The following is a 15,697-nucleotide window of genomic DNA, read 5'->3' as shown; positions in this document are numbered from 1 at the left end:
TGCACTCCCTCGGGGGTCACGGAATCAGGACGGGTTTGACCACGCGGCCCGCCTCGCAGTCGTGTTCGGCCTCGTTGATGTCGGTGAGCGGGTAGGTACGGATCAGCTCGTCGAAGGGAAACCGTCCGGCCCGCCACAGCCCGATGAGCCGTGGAATCAGCACTCCCGGCACCGCGTCCCCCTCGCAGATGTGGAAGAGCCCCCGGCCCCGGTCCAGGGTCCCCGGTTCGAGCGGCAGCGCGGTGTGGAGCCGTGCCACCAGACCGAGGCGGCCGGTCGGCCGCAGGGCCCGGAGGGCGTCGTTGATCAGTCGGCCGGAGGCCGTGGTGTCCAGCGCGTACCGCGCCCCGCCGTCGGTCAGCCGCCGGATGCGGCCGGGCAGGTCGGCCGATGAGGCATGCAGGGGGATCGCGCCGAACCGCTCGGCGAGGGCCAGCCGTTCGGGGTGCCGGTCGACGGCCACGGTCACCGCTCCGCTGGCCGCGGCCGCCATGACCGCGGCCAGCCCCACCGCTCCCGCGCCGAGGACCGCGACGGTGTCGCCGGGCCCGGCCCTGAAGGAGTTGAGGACCGCTCCGGCCCCGGTGAGAAAGCCGCAGCCGAGTGGTCCGAGCAGTTCGACGGGGAGCGAGGGGTCGGTCCGGACGGCGTTGCGGGCCGGAACCATCGCGTACTCGGCGAACGACGACTGGCCGAACCACCGGGGGGCCAGCGCGCCCCCGGCCGCGTCGGTGAACCGGGCGGCGTTCTCCTTCCGCCCTCCGAAGAGGTTGAGCGAGGCGAAGGATTCGCAGTAGGCGGGGGCGGCGGACACACAGCTCCGGCAGTGTCCGCAGGAGTCGAAGCTCAGTACGACATGGTCGCCCTTGCTCAGACCGGTGTGGGGGCCGCCCGTCTCCACCACGACCCCGGCTCCCTCGTGGCCGAGCACCGCGGGCAGCGGCGAGCGACTCGCCGGACGCCGGACCGCGAGATCGGTCCGGCACATACCGGAGCCCGCGATCCTGACGAGGATCTCGCCGTCGGCGGGCCCCGCGTTCAGGATCACCTCCTCGATGGCGAATCGCGCCTCGGGCGAGCGCAGTACCGCCGCGCCGAACCTCATCGTCACGCCTCCTCTCGTCACGCCTCCTCCTCGGGGCGGTGCACGACGAACGGCCTGAGGTTCCCGTAGAGCCCCCAGGGGCCGCCGGCGACGCCGACACCGCTCTCCTTGATGCCCGCGAAGGGCTGGGCGAGGGACAGTTCGGCATGGTGGTTGATCCATGCCGTACCGCACTCCAGCCGGTCGGCCACCGCCTCGGCCCGGTCGAGATCGGTCCCCCACACCGAGCCCCCCAGCCCGAAGCCGGTGTCGTTGGCCGCCTCGACGGCTTCGTCGAGGCTGTCGTACGGCAGGACCGGCAGGACCGGACCGAACTGCTCCTCCGTCACCACCGGGCTGTCGGGCGGGACATCGGCCAGGATCGTCGGCGCGTAGAAGTAGCCCGGCCTCTCCAGCCGGTGGCCACCGGCCGCGGCGCGGCCGCCGTCCGCCAGGGCCCGGGCCGTACAGCGCTCGACCCTGGCCAGCTGGGGGGCGTTGTTGACCGGGCCCAGCTGGGTGTCCGGGGCGAGGCCGGATCCGACGACGGCGGTCCTGGCGCGCTGCGCGAGTGCCTCGACGACATCGGAGCAGAGCCGGGCCGGAGCGTAGACGCGCTTGACCGCCATGCAGACCTGCCCGCAGTTGCGGAACGCCGACCAGAACAGCCGGTCCGCGATCCGCTCCACCTCCACGTCCTCCAGCAGGATGGCGGCGTCATTGCCGCCGAGCTCCAGGGTGACCCGGGCGAGCGAGGCCGCCGCGCCCGCCGCGACGGCCCGCCCGGTGGGGACGGAGCCGGTGAAGGTCACGTGGCGGATGCCCGGATGGGACGCCAGACGGGCGCCGAGGGGCTCCTGACCGGTGACGATCGTCAGCACATCCTCGGGGAGGGCGGCGGAGACGACGGAACCCAGCAGCCGCGTGGCGAGAGGCGTGAAGGGGGACGGTTTGAGCACCACCGTGTTGCCCGCGGCGAGCGCGGGCGCGAACTTCGCCGACGCGAGCTGGAGGGGAAAGTTCCATGGGACGATCGCGGCGACGGGCCCGAGCGGCCGCCAGCGGATCTCGCTGCGCACCGGACGGCCGTCCGCGATGCGCTCGGTCTCGGGTGCCAGCCCGGCGAAGTAGCGCATGCGAGCCGCCGTGCGGGCGATCTCCGCGTACGACTCGGCCAGGGGTTTGCCCTGTTCACGGGTGAGCAGCGGAGCGATGTCCGGCGCGGCCTCCTCCACCGCGTCGGCCGCCGCGAGCAGCGCGCCGGCGCGGGCGGCGGGGTCGGCCCGCCAGCCGCGCCAGGCGTCATGGGCCCGGCCGACGATGGCGTCCAACTCGTCCGGCCGCTGGTCAGGAGCTTCCTCGAAGGCCTCGCCCGTCGCCGGATCGAGGACGGCGAAGCGCCCGCCTGGGGCTCCGGTTGCTGCGGGCATGCGACGGGGCTGATGTGCCGTCATGCGGGCGGTCAGCTCGCGGCGCTGACGGCGGCCGCGTGTTCCCGGGCGTGCCGGTCCATCTCCGCCCGGAAGGCGGCCACCAGCTCCGGCCGAATCCTTCCCGCGTCGCGGTCGCCGCCCTCGCAGACCGCCCCGCGCACCCCCACGATGTCCGTGCCGATGCGGGTCAGCTCGGCGAGGTCCCCCGCCTTCACACTGCCCGCGAGGGCGGCGAGCAGACCGGCCTCGTGCGCCCGCCGGACGAACTCCGCGCAGACCTCCGGCGGCACATGGTCGAACAACCGTGTCCCGTCCTTGACGGCGGTGTCGAGCATGGCGGCGTCGGAACCGGAGCGCCGCGCGATGTCGGGCAGGGCCAGCGGATTGACGCAGCCGATCCGGTGGGCGTCAGCGTAGCCCGAGGCGACGACGAGCGCGTCCGGCCGGTAGTCCTTCACCGCGCGGACGACCCCTCGCATGACATCGACGGCCTGCTCGGGTGTCGTACACCCGTAGAGACCGACCTTGATGTACGTGGCCCCGGAGACGACCGCGCCGAGCGCCGCCTGTGCGACCGTGCCGGGCTTGTACGGTACGTCTCCCACGGTCGCGGACACCGGCTTGTCCGCCGGGATCGCCTCGCGGATCTCCCTGATGACCCAGGGGAAGTTCGCGCCGAGCGAGCCCTCGTCGGGTTTCTTGACATCGACGATGTCGAGATGTTCCGCCGCCTTCGCGCAGTCGAGGGCCTCATCGACACTGTCCGGAGAGATGAGAAGCAGCAACGCGGACTCCTTCCACCGCATGTCCACCTGACCGGGGGCAGGTGTGCGGAGCCGTATGGATCACTTGCGGACGGCTCATCATCACCTCGGCCCCCGACCCTCGGTAGGGCGCACACGAGCGTCACGCCAGTGCGCCGTACGCGCCGGTTCGAACCTCAGGTTCCGCCAACTGTCGGCGGCGGAGACGATCCCCTCATGGCAATGGGCCCACTGGATGGGAGAATGGCGGTCACGAAACGGCGACCAAGGGGGCGGCACGGTGCGGCGGTACGACCGGCTGAAGGAGATCCGGCGCATGGATCCGGAGCGGGACTTCCACGAGATGTACCGGCTGATCGCCGCGTACGAATTCCCGTGGGACTTCACCCGCGCCCTGGAACTGGCGCTGTTCCGTACCTACGCGGTGCCCAGTATCGGGTCTCTGCTGTTCCGTACCGCGGAGTTCACCGAGCGGACCCAGAAGCGGTACGACGACACCGTCCTGCTGCTGGACGCGGTGGTCGAGCACGGTTTCGCGAGTGAGCGAGGGCGGACGGCGATCCGCCGGATCAATCAGATGCACCGCCGCTACGACATCGGCGACGGCGACATGCGGTACGTGCTGTCCACCTTCGTGGTCGTGCCCAAGCGCTGGATCGACGCCTACGGCTGGCGACGGCTCACCGACCACGAGCTGCGGGCCTGCACCGCGTACTACCGGCATTTCGGACAGCACATGGGGATCCCCGACATCCCGGAGACCTTCGCCGAGTTCGAGGAGCTCCTCGACACCTACGAGGCCGAGCACTTCGGCTGGGACGAGGGCGGCCGCGCGGTCGCCGACGCCACACTCGATCTGATGGCCTCGTGGTATCCGCGCCCGCTGGCCCCCGGCGTCCGGGCAGCCGGCATCGCCCTGCTCGACGAGCCCCTCCTCAAGGCGTTCCGCCTCCCGGCACGATCACCACTGCTGCGCGGCGCGGTCGGGGGAGCCCTGCGGCTGCGCGGACGCGCGGTACGACTGCTGCCGCCGCGCCGGGCACCGCACTTCGGGCGACTGAACCCGGAGATCAAGGGGTATCCCCGGGGCTACCGTCTGGCAGACCTGGGGACACACCCGACACCCGGCATCGGGGCCTGCCCGGTGCCCCACCGCCTCAGAGAAGCGGAACGGGCCGACTAGGTCGTATCTTCAAAGTCCCGTCTGCCTGTCGTGCCCTGGTGCGCACGCTCGCCGCGTTGTCGTCGGTCGCCGACGGCCCCCTGGGCTTCGCCCGGGAGGTACCCCCACCGCGTCGACTCCCTCCTCCGCCTTGCGATCGCACGCACCAGACCCCGCCAGACCCGCCCTACGGGCGGACGACGCTACTTCGAAGACACTCCCTAGGCCCCCTCGTTCGGATCAGCCCGCCGGGGCGGCGACGAGGAGGTCGCCGACCGTCCCGTCGGCATCGGGCTGGTAGTACTCGCGAATCGACGCGTCCCACGCCTCGGAGGCGACACGGTCCTCCTCGTCGGGGCCGAGAGCGTCGAAGAGCGCCTGGATATTGGCCGGCGCGAAGCCGATCGCGATCATCAGCGCGACGAACTCCGCCCGCCCCACCCTGCCGTCCCCCCGCAGATCACCGACGGTGGACAGCGCGCCGGCGAACTCCGCGGCAGCTCCTTCGAACCGCTCCGGCACCAGCACACAGGCCACATACTCGTCGAAGTCGACCCTGCCGTCCCCATCCGTGTCCAACTCCTCCACCAACGTGTCCCAATACCGCCGAAACGCCGCCGCCATCGCCTCCTGCGCCGCCGCCTCCGCCCCCGGGACGGCATCCCGTACCCGGTCGGCCATCAGTTCAAAGTCCGCCGCCTCCAAAACCCCATTGCCGTTGACATCGAAGAGAGCGAAGACGAGCCGGACCCGGTTGAGCGCTTCCGTCCGCATCGGTGGTGCCGCCTTTCATGAGGCCGACACGCCAGGGAGTGGCGTGTCGTGGAGCCGCGTTTCCCCCACTGTGGCCCCCGCTTCTCGGCGTCTCCCCGGGGCGTTGCCCCAATCCACCGAATCGGATGAACCAGGGGCATCGGGACATCGAACGGCGCGCGCCTTGGTCTCCCGGGCGGTCCCCGGCGCGAGGGACCGGTTTCCGGGACTGCGGGCTGTCGCACCCGGGAGCGAAGGCCATGATCATCTTGCCGTCGTTCCGGCAGGATGATTAGGGTCGCTGGCATGCGTGACTCACTGGCGGTCGCATCCCGGCACCTGCCCGACGAGGGGCTGGCACGCCGCATCAAGTCCATGGCGTGCACGGCACCGCTGCTCGCCCTTGACGACAACAAGGCGTCCCTGCGCTTCGGCCCCGCCAAGGACTATCAACTCGCGGAGATCGCGCTGCACACCATCGACCATGTCACGGTCTCGATGGATTTCGACTCCGGGGCCGATCACGAAGACATCCTGGCCGGGGTGATGCCGTTCGTGGCCGTCCAGACGCCCGACCGCAGCACCGAGGAACACGAGCGGATCACGGCCCTGGTGCTCCAGCGGCTGCTGAACATCGGGACGGCGGACCGGAGCTTCGGCCGCGACTACGGGCTCATTGACGGCGAGGGCGGCTACCGGCTCCATCACTTCCCCTTCCGGCTGCTCGTGGAGCGCCCCTTCAAGGGGAAGACCTATGTACGCGCCACGGACGAGGCCATCAACGTCCTGGTGGGCGCGCTCGACACCGATGTGGAGTCCGCCCAGATCGCCGCCGAAGTGAAACTGGAGCACCTCATTCGCAGGAGGCGGCTGTCTGAGGCCAAGCTCGCCGCCGAACAGGCCCGCTACCGTACGGTGCAGTACGGGGAGACGATCCGGCGCCATTTCGATGCCACCCGCCGTGACGTCCGCACGGTCGACTGGGAACACGAAGTCCCGAAACTGCTGGCAGAGGCCCTCGACCATGTCCAGGCCCGCTACCGTGCCGAGCACAGCATCCTCCGGAACATCAGCCAGGCGCGTGACGCCTCGGAGGACCCCACGCACAAACAGCAGGCGGCGGAGCTGGTCGATATCGTGCGCGACTGCATCCGCCGCCATATGCGGCTGCAGAAGTGGCTGCTGGAGGCGGGGGATCTCTTCCGTTCCGAGCAGGACCGGCAGCAGTTCGCCGACCTTCCGGTACGGGAAGCGGTCGACCTCCACGGACAGCTTCTCCGCCCTCTGCTGAGCCTGACCGTTCGGGACGCGTTGCCGGCGGCGACCGTGTACTTTCGTTCGGCCACCGCCCCCCAGGTCCCAGCGGTCACCTCTCTCGCCACTCTTGTGCCTCGACTGCTGCTGCCTCCCCGGGAGCGGGAACGGCTGGGCGGGAACGTGCCCGAACCGGAGCTGGAGACACCCGAGCCCATGGAGACCTTCGGGGTGGAGGAGTGGCGTATCACCGATGAGCTGCTCTCCTTTGAAGGCGGCCCGCGACGCCTCGGCGAGCTGCTGACCCGAGCCCTCGCCCATGGGCCGGCCGTGGCCTCGCTGCTGACCCACCGGGTGGCCCACGCCTTCAGTCCCCCCGTGGGCGAGCATCTCGACCAGGTGGACGACCGGATGCTGGTGAGCGTGCGGGCCGGAGCCCTGCTGAACACCCCGCTCATAGGAGTGACGATCTACTGGTCGGGACGGTGCCGCTGCTGCCGGCCTTGCGGGCCGAGGAAGAAACCGACACTCCACCGGAGGAAACACCCGAGTGAGTCCCACCCACACCACCGCCGAGGCGGAGGACGCGGGCCGGCTGATCGCCTTCGGGCTGCGCCCCCGGCTGCACCCGGTCGCCGACACCGTCTACACGGAGCTCTGAATGGAAGACCTCGCCGGGCACCGGGCCGGCCAGGGACAGGTTCACGATCATCCGGCTGGTCCGGTCCACGGCCGACACGGGCAGCAGGAACCGGTGCGCTGGGAAACACTCCGCCCGGGCGCTCGCCTCCGTCAGCCGCATGAACCAGCCACCCGCCCGGGGATCCCCTGGGTCGACGGCAGAACGCCCCCCGGCCGGTACACGGCGACCGGCCGATCGCGGATCGCGATCGGCCCCACCCCCTCGGCGAACCGCCGCAGCAACACCCCCAGCGTGGACACATGGTGCACCGGCACCCCGCCCGCCCGGTCCGCGAACTCCAGCGCCTGAAGCGTCCCGGTCACATTCGACCCGCGCACCGCCTCGTACCCGGACACCAGATTCACCCACGCCCCGCAGTGATAGACCGCCCCCGCGACCTCGGCCAGTTCCCGGTACTCCGCCTCGGACAGCCCGAACCGGGGCCGCCCCAACGACCCCCGCACCACAGCCGGCCCTTTTCCCACGGCGTCGGCAGGGAGCACCGAGTCCGCCGCCATCAAACCCGCCGTTCCCGCCGAGAGCGGAACCATTCCCATCCCACGAATGTGCCCACCACCGCAGGAACACCGCAACTCGGAACATGACGGCTCGCCGGCGGGTACGGCAGATCCCCTGGGGGCGAACAGGTGATTCCAGGCTCCCCTCGCGGCGCAGTATCAGCCGGACGGCATCTGCGGGCCCCTGGGCACGTGTTGCATGCAAATCCCTGCTCCAGCACGCCTCCAATCCGCTGAACTGGTGGCCATGAGGAAAGCAGTCGATGACGGAAGCTAGGCGGCGGCGGGACGTACCCCTGGAAACGGGTGACCCGCGCGAGGTCGCGGCATGCGGGGGCTGGTCAGGCTTTCTTCAGAAATTCGGTCTTGAGGACGAGACCCTTGACCTTCTTGGTACTGCATTCGATCTCGCCGGGCTTCGCTGTGAGGCGGATGCTCTTGATGAGGGTGCCGCGCTTGATGCTCTCGGAGGTTCCCTTGACCTTCAGGTCCTTGGTCAGGATTACGGAGTCTCCGTCCTTGAGAGGGGTGCCGTTGCTGTCCTTGACAACGATGTTGTTCATGGTCTTCCTCTACTTCTCTGTTCGCTCTGGTGGTGTCGGTTCGTGGGTGTCGGGCCACTGGCTGGTGCGCCATTCACGTGGTTTGCCGGTGGTGGTGCGGTGAGCAGCGAGCGCGGTGGGCAGGTCGCGGTGGACGGGGATGTGGGGTTCCTTCTCGTCGGGAACGAGGGAGCCGTCGGCGGGGATGGCGGCGAGGTGGAGGGGGCGGTGGTTGGTGGTGAGGAGGCGCGCGGCCCGGATGATGGCGAGCTGGCCGTCGGCGGACCAGCCGCGCAGGGATGTCAGGTCGAGGATGACCGGGCCGGTGCCGCGGGCGGTCACCCAGCCGATTGCGCCGTGGAACCGGTTGATGGCGCTCGGGCCGAGGTATCCGGCCAGGGACAGGACACCCAGGCCAGGCTGGGTGGTGTAGCGCCACTCGATCGTCATGGCCGTCGCGCCTTCCTTGAGGATGTCACAGGGGGAGGGTGATCCAGATGGTCTTGCCGCGCCCGTCGGTGTCCGCCCGGATCACGGCGGTCCCGCCGAGTTCCAGGGTGAGTTCGGTGACGGTGGCGAGGCCGCTGCCGGGGGCGGCTGTGTAAAGGGGCGGCCGGTGGGGGTGACGGTCGTGGACGGCGAAGGCGAACGTGTCCCGGCCGGCGGCGTACAGGACAGTCAGGGCCTCGCACACGGTGGCGGTGTGGCGGACGCTGTTGGTGACCAGTTCGGAGACGATCAGCAGGGCTGGGCCCACGGACGGGTGACTCAGGGAGATCCCCCATTCAGTCACCACCTGTTCGGTGGTCTCCCGGGCAGTGCGTACAGCCTTCCCGGTGGTGGGGAGGACCAGGACGAGCCGTCGTGGCAGAGCCTCCATTTCGGGGAACATCACAGGGCCTGCCCCGGGTGGAGACGGTGGCCGGTCACGGTCTGGGGGTGAAGAAGCAGGAGGGTGTCGTGGGGTCCGTGGGCCCAGCCGGGCAGGGTGCGGCGGTGGTGGGCGGTCTCGTCCGGGTCGGTGACGAGTTCGGCGGGTCCAGTGGCCGTAATACTCCAGCCGCTGCCGTCGGGACGGACGTCGCCGGTGTGGTAGGTGAGTGTGGGACGCCCGGTCAGGATGTTCTCCTGGACGGGGGCGCGGACGATCAACTGGCCGTACCGCAGGACGTGCACGGCCGGCCGGATCACCACCGCGCCGCGGTGGATGTGAGCGATGTGGCCGCAGGCGGAGCCTTCGAGGAGCCACAGGGCCTCCGTCCCGGACATGTCGGTTATCGTGCGGGCGTTGAGCAGGGTCACCGTGTGGCCTTCCCGGCAGGGCGTGGACGGGGCAGGGGAGTCGCGGGCAGGAGCCCGGCCCGCTCCAGGTGTGTTCGGGCCGCGGCGATGGCGTCGGGGGTGGTGGCGTGCACGTGCCCGTCGCCATGAAGCAGGCCGAGCGCCCCGACGGAGTCCAGGACTTGGTGCTGTCCGGGGCGGATGCCGGATGCCACGACCGCAATCCCTCGGCCGGCCAGCTTCTCGACGGCGTCCTTGAGGACGAGGGCTCCGGTCGCGTCCATGGTGGTGACGCGTGACATACGCAGAATCACCACGCGGACGTCGGAGATCTCCGACAGCTCCAGCAGGAATCGGTGCGCGGCGGCGAAGAACAGGGGGCCGTCGATGCGGTACACGACGATGTACTCGGCGAGCAGGGCATGCTCCTCGGCACTGTGACCGCCGGGCAGATCGTGCCGGAAGTCGACCTGATCGAGACGCGCCTGGCGGGCCACCGCCCGCAGGGCGAGGGCACCGGCGGCAGCCAGGCCGATGACCACCGCGTACACCAGATCGAGCATGAGGGTCGCGATCGCGGTGAGGGCGAGCACGACGGCGTCGGCACGGGTGGCCCGGGCCGTCGCGCGCAACGAGATGACCTCCACCATCCGGACCGCCGTGGCGATGAGGACCCCGGCCAGGGCGGCCAGAGGAATCCGGGAGACGAGCGGGGCGGCGGCGAACACGATCACCGCAAGGACTGCGGCGTGAGTGAGAGCGGCCAGCCGGGAGGAGGCGCCGCTGCGGACGTTGACGGCTGTACGGGCGATGGCGCCGGTCGCGGGAACCCCTCCGAACAGCGGCGCGGCGATGTTCGCCAGCCCCTGCCCGAGCAGCTCCCGGTCCGGATCATGCTTCTGCCCGACCGTCATGCCGTCGGCAACCCGTGCGGACAGCAGCGACTCCAGGGCGGCGAGCGCGGCGACCGCCACCGCCGGGGCCAGCAGTGAGCCGAGCGCGGAAGGGTCGACAAAACCGAAGGAGGGGGCGGGCAGCCCCGGCGGCAGATCACCGATCGGCGTCGCCCGGTCCAGGCGGAACACCTGGACGATGACAGTGGCGGCGATCACGGCGATGATCGAGAACGGAACGGTCGGCCACCGGCGCCCCCCGAGCAGCATCACCGCCGCGACACCCGCAGCGAGCGCGCCGGCGGTCCAGTCCGGTGCCGCGGCGAACGCCTCAAGGGCGTGCCAGGTCACGGTGAGGACCTTCTCGCCCTCCGCCTCGACACCCAGGGCGTTCGGGACCTGCTGGAGGCCGATCACCAGGGCGATCCCGAGAGTGAACCCCTCCACCACCGAAGCGGGGACGTACGCCATGTACCGGCCCGCCCGCATCACGGCCAGCGCCAGCAGCATCACTCCGGCGAGCAGGCCCACCATGAGCACGCCACCGGTTCCGTACCGGGCGACGATGGGCACGAGGACCACGGTCATCGCTCCGGTCGGGCCGGACACCTGAAGGTTCGAACCGCCGAACAGTGCGGCGAGCGTGCCCGCGACCACGGCCGTCGCCAGTCCCGCCTCCGCGCCGAGCCCGGAGGAGACACCGAAACCGAGCGCCAGCGGCAGGGCCACGATCGCCACCGTCAACCCGGCCAGAAGATCACGCCTGGGGTCACGGGCCATCATGGCCAGATCCGCACGGGAGGGCAGCAGGGAACGCACCCGGGCACGCCCCCGTGTCATCGGAGAACCCACCGGATCGTTTTCCCGGCTTCCCGCGGTTCGGCGAGGAGGCCGCGTACGGGCAGGGGGCCGTCCTGGAGCAGTTCCAGGACGCGGATGCGGACGGGGTGGCCAAGCATCCGCAAGGGCTCCGCCTTCGCCTGATACGGCGGAACCCTCATCGCCTGCTCTCCTCTCACCTGCCGACACATCGGCCACGATCATGCGAACCGGAAGCTGTCGGCCACCACAGACAACGCCAGATGACGACAGCGGTGGCCGACAGCGCGGGCCTTTGTGCGCCCCACCGCCAAGCGGACGAGCAGGCCAGGGAAACCCGCTCCGCACAGAAACCCCGGCCCATCATGTAGGGAATTGCAAAACTTTGCAATTTCACAAGCTGTGACAGCCTGGCCTCCCGGATCGGGGACTGAGCAGGGGAGGCGCCGCTCCGGGGCCCGCACGGTCGCCCCGGCGGGACCCGCCAGGTAGACTTGAAGAGTTCTTCAATTTTTCATACATGACGCAGGCCGGGCCAGGAGGCATGCTGTGAGTGCGTTCGCCGAAGCTGCCCAGGGGCGCAGCCGGGAAGCGAGGGGCCGGCCTAAGCCGGCGTGTGCCGCTGAGGACGCCTACGGTGCAGACTTGGCCCGCGAAGAGCTGGACGAACGTGCTGCGGCCGGCCGCCCGGCATTCCAACGACCCGAGCCCGAACCGATCCATAGACCAGGTGTGTGAGCGATGAAGTCCACGGTTCCGCTGTACCAGGCGAAGGCGGAGTTCTTCCGGATGCTCGGCCACCCCGTCCGCATCCGCGTCCTGGAACTGCTCCAGGACGGCCCCCTGCCGGTACGCGACCTCCTCTCCGACATAGGGATCGAGCCCTCCAGCCTCTCCCAGCAGCTGGCGGTACTGCGCCGCTCGGGCATCGTGACCGCGACCCGCGAGGGCACCACCGTGATCTACGCGCTCGCGGGCGGTGACGTGGCCGACCTGCTGCTCGCCGCCCGGCGGATCCTGACCGAGATGCTCGCCGGGCAGAGCGAACTCCTCGCCGAGCTGACCACCACGGACGTACGCGATGCCTCATGAGCAGACGGCGCACGCGGGAAGAGGGCGGCACCGAGCGCCGGGCGGAGGGCGTCTGGCTCCGAGTCTTCATCTATGTCTTCGGGACCCACCTCTTCGCCGGGTTCGTGTGGATCCTCTTCTACGTCGGCGAACACGCGAAAAAGTAACGGGAATCAGCTCCCGATGCGGAACTCGGCTCCCGGTCCGCCCCCCTGCCCGGCGTCCGCGCCAGGGGCAAGTACTGGCCAAGGAACTCCCAAGCCGCCTGCGGAGCTGGGGTGATGGAGGACGAAAGGTCCACTCGCGGGAATGAACATTGATCGTGGATGGTGCGAAACCGATGCCGCCGTCGGGCGGCGGCGGCTCGTGCGGACAGGACTGAGCTGTGTGATCACCCTGAGGACGGGACTGCTGGGCGGCTGCTCGGCCCCACCGGACACCACGGTCCCGGCGCGGACCGCACGACAACTGGCTCCCGGATCGGCATGGCGGGAGCTGACGGCCGGGAACGAACGCTGGCGGACTTTCCACGAGCGCCACCCCGATCAGAGCCGGGCCGTCCGGCGCACCCTGGTCCGCGGACAGCACCCGTTCGCCGTGGTCCTGGGGTGCGTCGACTCCCGCGTCCCGCCCGAGCTCATTTTCGACCAGGGCCTGGGAGACCTGCTGACCGTACGGTCAGCAGGCGAAGTCCTCGACGACGCCGTCCTCGGCAGTGTCTCCTACGGCGCCCTGGAACTCGGCGTCCCCCTGATCGTCGTCCTGGGCCACCAAGGATGCGGAGCTGTTGCCGCCGCCGTCCACACCGACGGCAAGAACACCGCACTGCCCGCGCCTGTGCGGTATCTCGCGGAGCGGATCCGGCCCGCGATCGACCACCGTCTCATCGGCGAAGCCCAGATCGATGCCGCTGTCACCGCCAACGTACGCCACGTCCGCGAACAGCTCACCGCCCAACCGGACCTCGCCGGGAGAGTCAAGGCCGGAACCCTCACCATCATGGGCGCCCGCTACGAACTGACCACCCAACGCGTACACGCCGTGCACTGAACTCCCAGCACGGATCCCGCGAAAACCCCGCTGAACGATGAAGCCGAGGCACACCGTTCAGCAGGACACAGTCACCGGCTGCCCATGACTCGGGACCGGCCGACCACGCCACCGAGATGACCTCCGGCTACGAAAATCCAGCCAGAGCCCTCAATGCACACAAGAAGACACAAACCAATAGCTCCGGGATGAGCCTGGCGGGTGCCCGGCGGTCCCCGCGCAGGCGGGGGTGTTCTCTGACGATGCGTTCGGTGGTGCCAGTGGTGCCGTAGTCAGTACGTTCCGGGGATACCAAGGAGGACTGGATCTCCGGCATCCTCAAGGCCGCGGAGGCGGGGATCGCGCCGAACATGGCCACCATGTCGCTGACCGAGTACGGCACCACCACCATGGACCTGGCCCTGCGCGGCCTGGAACCGAAGACGCCCGATCCGTATCTCGCAGGCTGGCGCCGCCGAGTGGCCCCCGCGCTCGGCCACTTCCCCGTCCGGATAATCACCAACGGGGCTGTCGGCCGCACCGTCCACGGCACTCACCTGGTTCGCCGACGCCGGAGTCCCCGCCCACGTCCTGCGCAAGATCGCCGGACGCGGCTCCCTGCTCACCACCCAGCGTTATCTCCACCCCGACACGCCCCAGATCACCAGTGCCGGGACAGCCCTCACCACCCACCTCAACCCCGCCCCTGGCAGACGTCGCCAGACCGCCTGGTCCCCAACCGGCCCCCAGGAACGACGGAAAGGCGGCACCGGATTACTCCGATACCGCCTCCGACCTGCGAAAACGCTGGTCGGGACGACAGGATTTGAACCTGCGACCCCTTGACCCCCAGTCAAGTGCGCTACCAAGCTGCGCCACGTCCCGATCGCGTGCCCTGTTCGGCCTTCCGGCCGGGCGCGCAGAAGCAACATTACCCCACTCGCGGGGCAGGTCGGACCGCCTTGCCGGAGGTCGGGCGGGGTGTCGGGGAGAATCGGGGGATGAGCGGCGCAGCGCGTGATCGTGACTCTGAAGGACGTGCCCGGAGTGCGCGGCCTCGTGATGGGCTGGGGCGGCCGTTGCCGTATGGGGTGTCGGGGGTGGAGCGGCAGCCGGAGGGGGTGGTGCGTTCGCCGGGGCGGACGCTGGTGGAGGCGCAGAGGCTGTTGGACGAGGGGAAGCCGTTTCATGCGCATGAGGTCTTCGAGGACGCCTGGAAGTCGGGCCCGGAGCCGGAGCGTGAGCTGTGGCGGGGGCTGGCGCAGCTGGCGGTGGGGCTGACGCACGCGGCGCGGGGCAATGCGAAGGGCGGGGCGAGGCTGCTGCTGAGGGGGGCGGAGCGGATCGGCGGCTATCGGGATCCGTATGGGGTCGATGTCTCCGGGCTGGTGGCCTGGGCGCGCGCCCTCGCCGCGCGGGTCGGCGAGGGCGGGGGCGAGGGCGGGGCTCCGGTCGACGCGGTGGCGGAGGCCCCCCGGCTGGCCCGGTAGGGACGGGCCGTGCTCCGCACCGCACTCGCCGCGCGGAGCCCGCCATGTCACCGGCCGGTGGTGCTCAGCTCGCAGCGGCCGTCGGCGCAGGAGCGCCGCAGCCGACCTCGCGAGAGGGTCTGCACGAGGCCGATCGTCCAGCACATGGGGCAGCCGCGGAGTGCGAGCAGTCCCACCGGCACCAGGAGCAGGCTGACCGGGCCCACTGCCGGGAGAGCGAGTACGGAGCCGGCCAGGGCGCCGAATCCCACGGCGCCGCGCAGCACATGGCGGGGCAGTGTCGCGCTGGCGAAGTCCGGTGTGTCAGTCATGGCCGCCGCCCGGGTGGTCGGGGCCGTCCTGGTCGCCCAGGGTCTGGCGGACGGTGGTGCGGGCCCGGTGGAGCCGTGACTTCATGGCGGCGGTGCTGAGTCCGAGGGCGTCGGCGGTGGTCCGCCCGCTGTGGCCCTGGACGTCCCGCATGATCAGGACCCGTCGCTGGTCGGCGGGGAGGGCGGCTATCGCGGCCGCCACCCGGCCCGCCTCCAGCCGCAGGAACACCTCTTCCTCGAACGAGGGCGCGACGGTGTCCGGGAGCGGCCCGTGGCCGCCGCGCAGTGCGAGCCGGGTCCGGCGCACGCACTCGTTGCGCACGATGCGGAACATCCAGGAGGCCAGCGCCCCGGAGGCCCGCAGCATCCCGATCTTGCGGTAGAGGATGATCAGCGCCTCCTGCGCGGCGTCCTCGGCGTCCTGCGGCGAGGCGCAGAGGGTCCGGGCGAATCGCCGCACATGCGGGTGCGAGCCCGAGACCAGGGCGGCCGTCGCCTCGGGGTCGCCCTCCCGGGCGGCGGTGATCAGCTGTTCGCCGGGCCAGTCGAAGTCAGCCACGGGAGCGCCCCTTCCGCCGCATCACGACGACCACGCACGCGCAGATGAGCAC

The 15,697-nt window shown here is 70.5% G+C and carries 18 protein-coding genes, 1 tRNA gene and 1 pseudogene; 6 read left to right on the top strand and 14 right to left on the bottom strand.

Annotated elements, in window-relative coordinates; genetic code table 11:
- Positions 1-16: 16 nt before the first annotated feature.
- The 3 genes from IE247_RS18455 to IE247_RS18445 are packed head-to-tail and all read right to left on the bottom strand — an operon-like array spanning position 17 to position 3,323.
- Complete coding sequence (locus tag IE247_RS18455) at positions 17-1,105, bottom strand: NAD(P)-dependent alcohol dehydrogenase (RefSeq protein ID WP_190124344.1); 1,089 nt, start codon at positions 1,103-1,105, stop codon at positions 17-19.
- A 17-nt stretch (positions 1,106-1,122) separates the two neighbouring features.
- Complete coding sequence (locus tag IE247_RS18450; RefSeq protein WP_229869202.1) at positions 1,123-2,514, bottom strand: aldehyde dehydrogenase family protein; 1,392 nt, start codon at positions 2,512-2,514, stop codon at positions 1,123-1,125.
- Positions 2,515-2,546: 32 nt separating this feature from the next.
- Positions 2,547-3,323: a (5-formylfuran-3-yl)methyl phosphate synthase gene (locus IE247_RS18445; protein WP_190124253.1), complete on the bottom strand. Its 777-nt coding sequence runs from the start codon at positions 3,321-3,323 to the stop codon at positions 2,547-2,549.
- A gap of 238 nt (positions 3,324-3,561) precedes the next feature.
- Between IE247_RS18445 and IE247_RS18440 the strand changes: the two genes are divergently transcribed.
- Positions 3,562-4,464 carry an oxygenase MpaB family protein gene (locus IE247_RS18440; RefSeq protein WP_190124252.1) on the top strand — a complete coding sequence of 301 codons (903 nt, stop codon included), beginning with the start codon at positions 3,562-3,564 and terminating at the stop codon, positions 4,462-4,464.
- Positions 4,465-4,683: 219 nt separating this feature from the next.
- On the opposite strand, the gene IE247_RS18435 is transcribed toward IE247_RS18440, so the two are convergent.
- A complete protein-coding gene (locus tag IE247_RS18435) occupies positions 4,684-5,217 on the bottom strand; it encodes an EF-hand domain-containing protein (RefSeq protein ID WP_190124251.1) in 534 nt (177 codons plus the stop codon).
- Between the two features lie 285 nt (positions 5,218-5,502).
- Between IE247_RS18435 and IE247_RS18430 the strand changes: the two genes are divergently transcribed.
- Positions 5,503-7,254, top strand: coding sequence for a hypothetical protein (locus tag IE247_RS18430; protein ID WP_229869201.1), 1,752 nt, complete (start codon positions 5,503-5,505; stop codon positions 7,252-7,254).
- On the opposite strand, the gene IE247_RS18425 is transcribed toward IE247_RS18430, so the two are convergent.
- From IE247_RS18425 to IE247_RS18395, 7 genes and pseudogenes are all read right to left on the bottom strand, one after another.
- Entirely contained in the window at positions 7,243-7,689 is a 447-nt protein-coding gene (locus tag IE247_RS18425) for an SDR family oxidoreductase (protein WP_229869200.1), read from the bottom strand. The two genes, IE247_RS18430 and IE247_RS18425, sit on opposite strands and share 12 nt — an antisense overlap.
- A gap of 302 nt (positions 7,690-7,991) precedes the next feature.
- Positions 7,992-8,213 carry an alkylphosphonate utilization protein gene (locus tag IE247_RS18420; protein WP_190124250.1) on the bottom strand — a complete coding sequence of 74 codons (222 nt, stop codon included), beginning with the start codon at positions 8,211-8,213 and terminating at the stop codon, positions 7,992-7,994.
- A gap of 9 nt (positions 8,214-8,222) precedes the next feature.
- Positions 8,223-8,642, bottom strand: coding sequence for an STAS domain-containing protein (locus tag IE247_RS18415; protein ID WP_190124249.1), 420 nt, complete (start codon positions 8,640-8,642; stop codon positions 8,223-8,225).
- A gap of 25 nt (positions 8,643-8,667) precedes the next feature.
- On the bottom strand, positions 8,668-9,084 hold the full coding sequence (locus tag IE247_RS18410) for an ATP-binding protein (RefSeq protein WP_190124248.1): 417 nt from the start codon (positions 9,082-9,084) through the stop codon (positions 8,668-8,670).
- On the bottom strand, positions 9,084-9,461 hold the full coding sequence (locus tag IE247_RS18405; protein ID WP_190124247.1) for a pyridoxamine 5'-phosphate oxidase family protein: 378 nt from the start codon (positions 9,459-9,461) through the stop codon (positions 9,084-9,086). The genes IE247_RS18410 and IE247_RS18405 overlap by 1 nt, the downstream gene beginning before the upstream one ends.
- A gap of 29 nt (positions 9,462-9,490) precedes the next feature.
- Positions 9,491-11,206, bottom strand: a complete 1,716-nt coding sequence (locus IE247_RS18400; protein WP_190124246.1) for a SulP family inorganic anion transporter — start codon at positions 11,204-11,206, stop codon at positions 9,491-9,493.
- Positions 11,207-11,247: 41 nt separating this feature from the next.
- Positions 11,248-11,367 (bottom strand): annotated as a pseudogene (locus IE247_RS18395) (transcriptional regulator); the annotation flags it as partial.
- Positions 11,368-11,926: 559 nt separating this feature from the next.
- On the opposite strand from IE247_RS18395, the gene IE247_RS18390 reads away from it, so the two are divergent.
- The 3 genes from IE247_RS18390 to IE247_RS18380 all read left to right on the top strand — a co-directional run bounded on the left by IE247_RS18390 (position 11,927) and on the right by IE247_RS18380 (position 13,306).
- Positions 11,927-12,277, top strand: a complete 351-nt coding sequence (locus tag IE247_RS18390) for an ArsR/SmtB family transcription factor (RefSeq protein WP_190124245.1) — start codon at positions 11,927-11,929, stop codon at positions 12,275-12,277.
- Entirely contained in the window at positions 12,274-12,423 is a 150-nt protein-coding gene (locus IE247_RS18385) for a DUF6126 family protein (protein ID WP_190124244.1), read from the top strand. The genes IE247_RS18390 and IE247_RS18385 overlap by 4 nt, the downstream gene beginning before the upstream one ends.
- A gap of 142 nt (positions 12,424-12,565) precedes the next feature.
- Positions 12,566-13,306 carry a carbonic anhydrase gene (locus tag IE247_RS18380; RefSeq protein ID WP_190124243.1) on the top strand — a complete coding sequence of 247 codons (741 nt, stop codon included), beginning with the start codon at positions 12,566-12,568 and terminating at the stop codon, positions 13,304-13,306.
- Between the two features lie 787 nt (positions 13,307-14,093).
- Here the strand turns inward: IE247_RS18380 and IE247_RS18375 are convergent.
- Positions 14,094-14,170, bottom strand: a tRNA-Pro gene (locus tag IE247_RS18375).
- 116 nt (positions 14,171-14,286) lie between these two features.
- Between IE247_RS18375 and IE247_RS18370 the strand changes: the two genes are divergently transcribed.
- Positions 14,287-14,775 carry a DUF309 domain-containing protein gene (locus IE247_RS18370; RefSeq protein WP_190124242.1) on the top strand — a complete coding sequence of 163 codons (489 nt, stop codon included), beginning with the start codon at positions 14,287-14,289 and terminating at the stop codon, positions 14,773-14,775.
- A gap of 47 nt (positions 14,776-14,822) precedes the next feature.
- On the opposite strand, the gene IE247_RS18365 is transcribed toward IE247_RS18370, so the two are convergent.
- On the bottom strand, positions 14,823-15,086 hold the full coding sequence (locus IE247_RS18365; protein WP_190124241.1) for a hypothetical protein: 264 nt from the start codon (positions 15,084-15,086) through the stop codon (positions 14,823-14,825).
- On the bottom strand, positions 15,079-15,645 hold the full coding sequence (locus tag IE247_RS18360; RefSeq protein ID WP_190124240.1) for an RNA polymerase sigma factor: 567 nt from the start codon (positions 15,643-15,645) through the stop codon (positions 15,079-15,081). Before IE247_RS18360 ends, IE247_RS18365 begins: the two co-directional genes overlap by 8 nt.
- Positions 15,646-15,697: the final 52 nt, after the last annotated feature.

The sequence above is a fragment of the Streptomyces inusitatus genome, from assembly GCF_014651115.1.
Taxonomy (GTDB): domain Bacteria; phylum Actinomycetota; class Actinomycetes; order Streptomycetales; family Streptomycetaceae; genus Streptomyces; species Streptomyces amakusaensis.
This window is presented reverse-complemented; position numbering and strand designations above follow the sequence as displayed.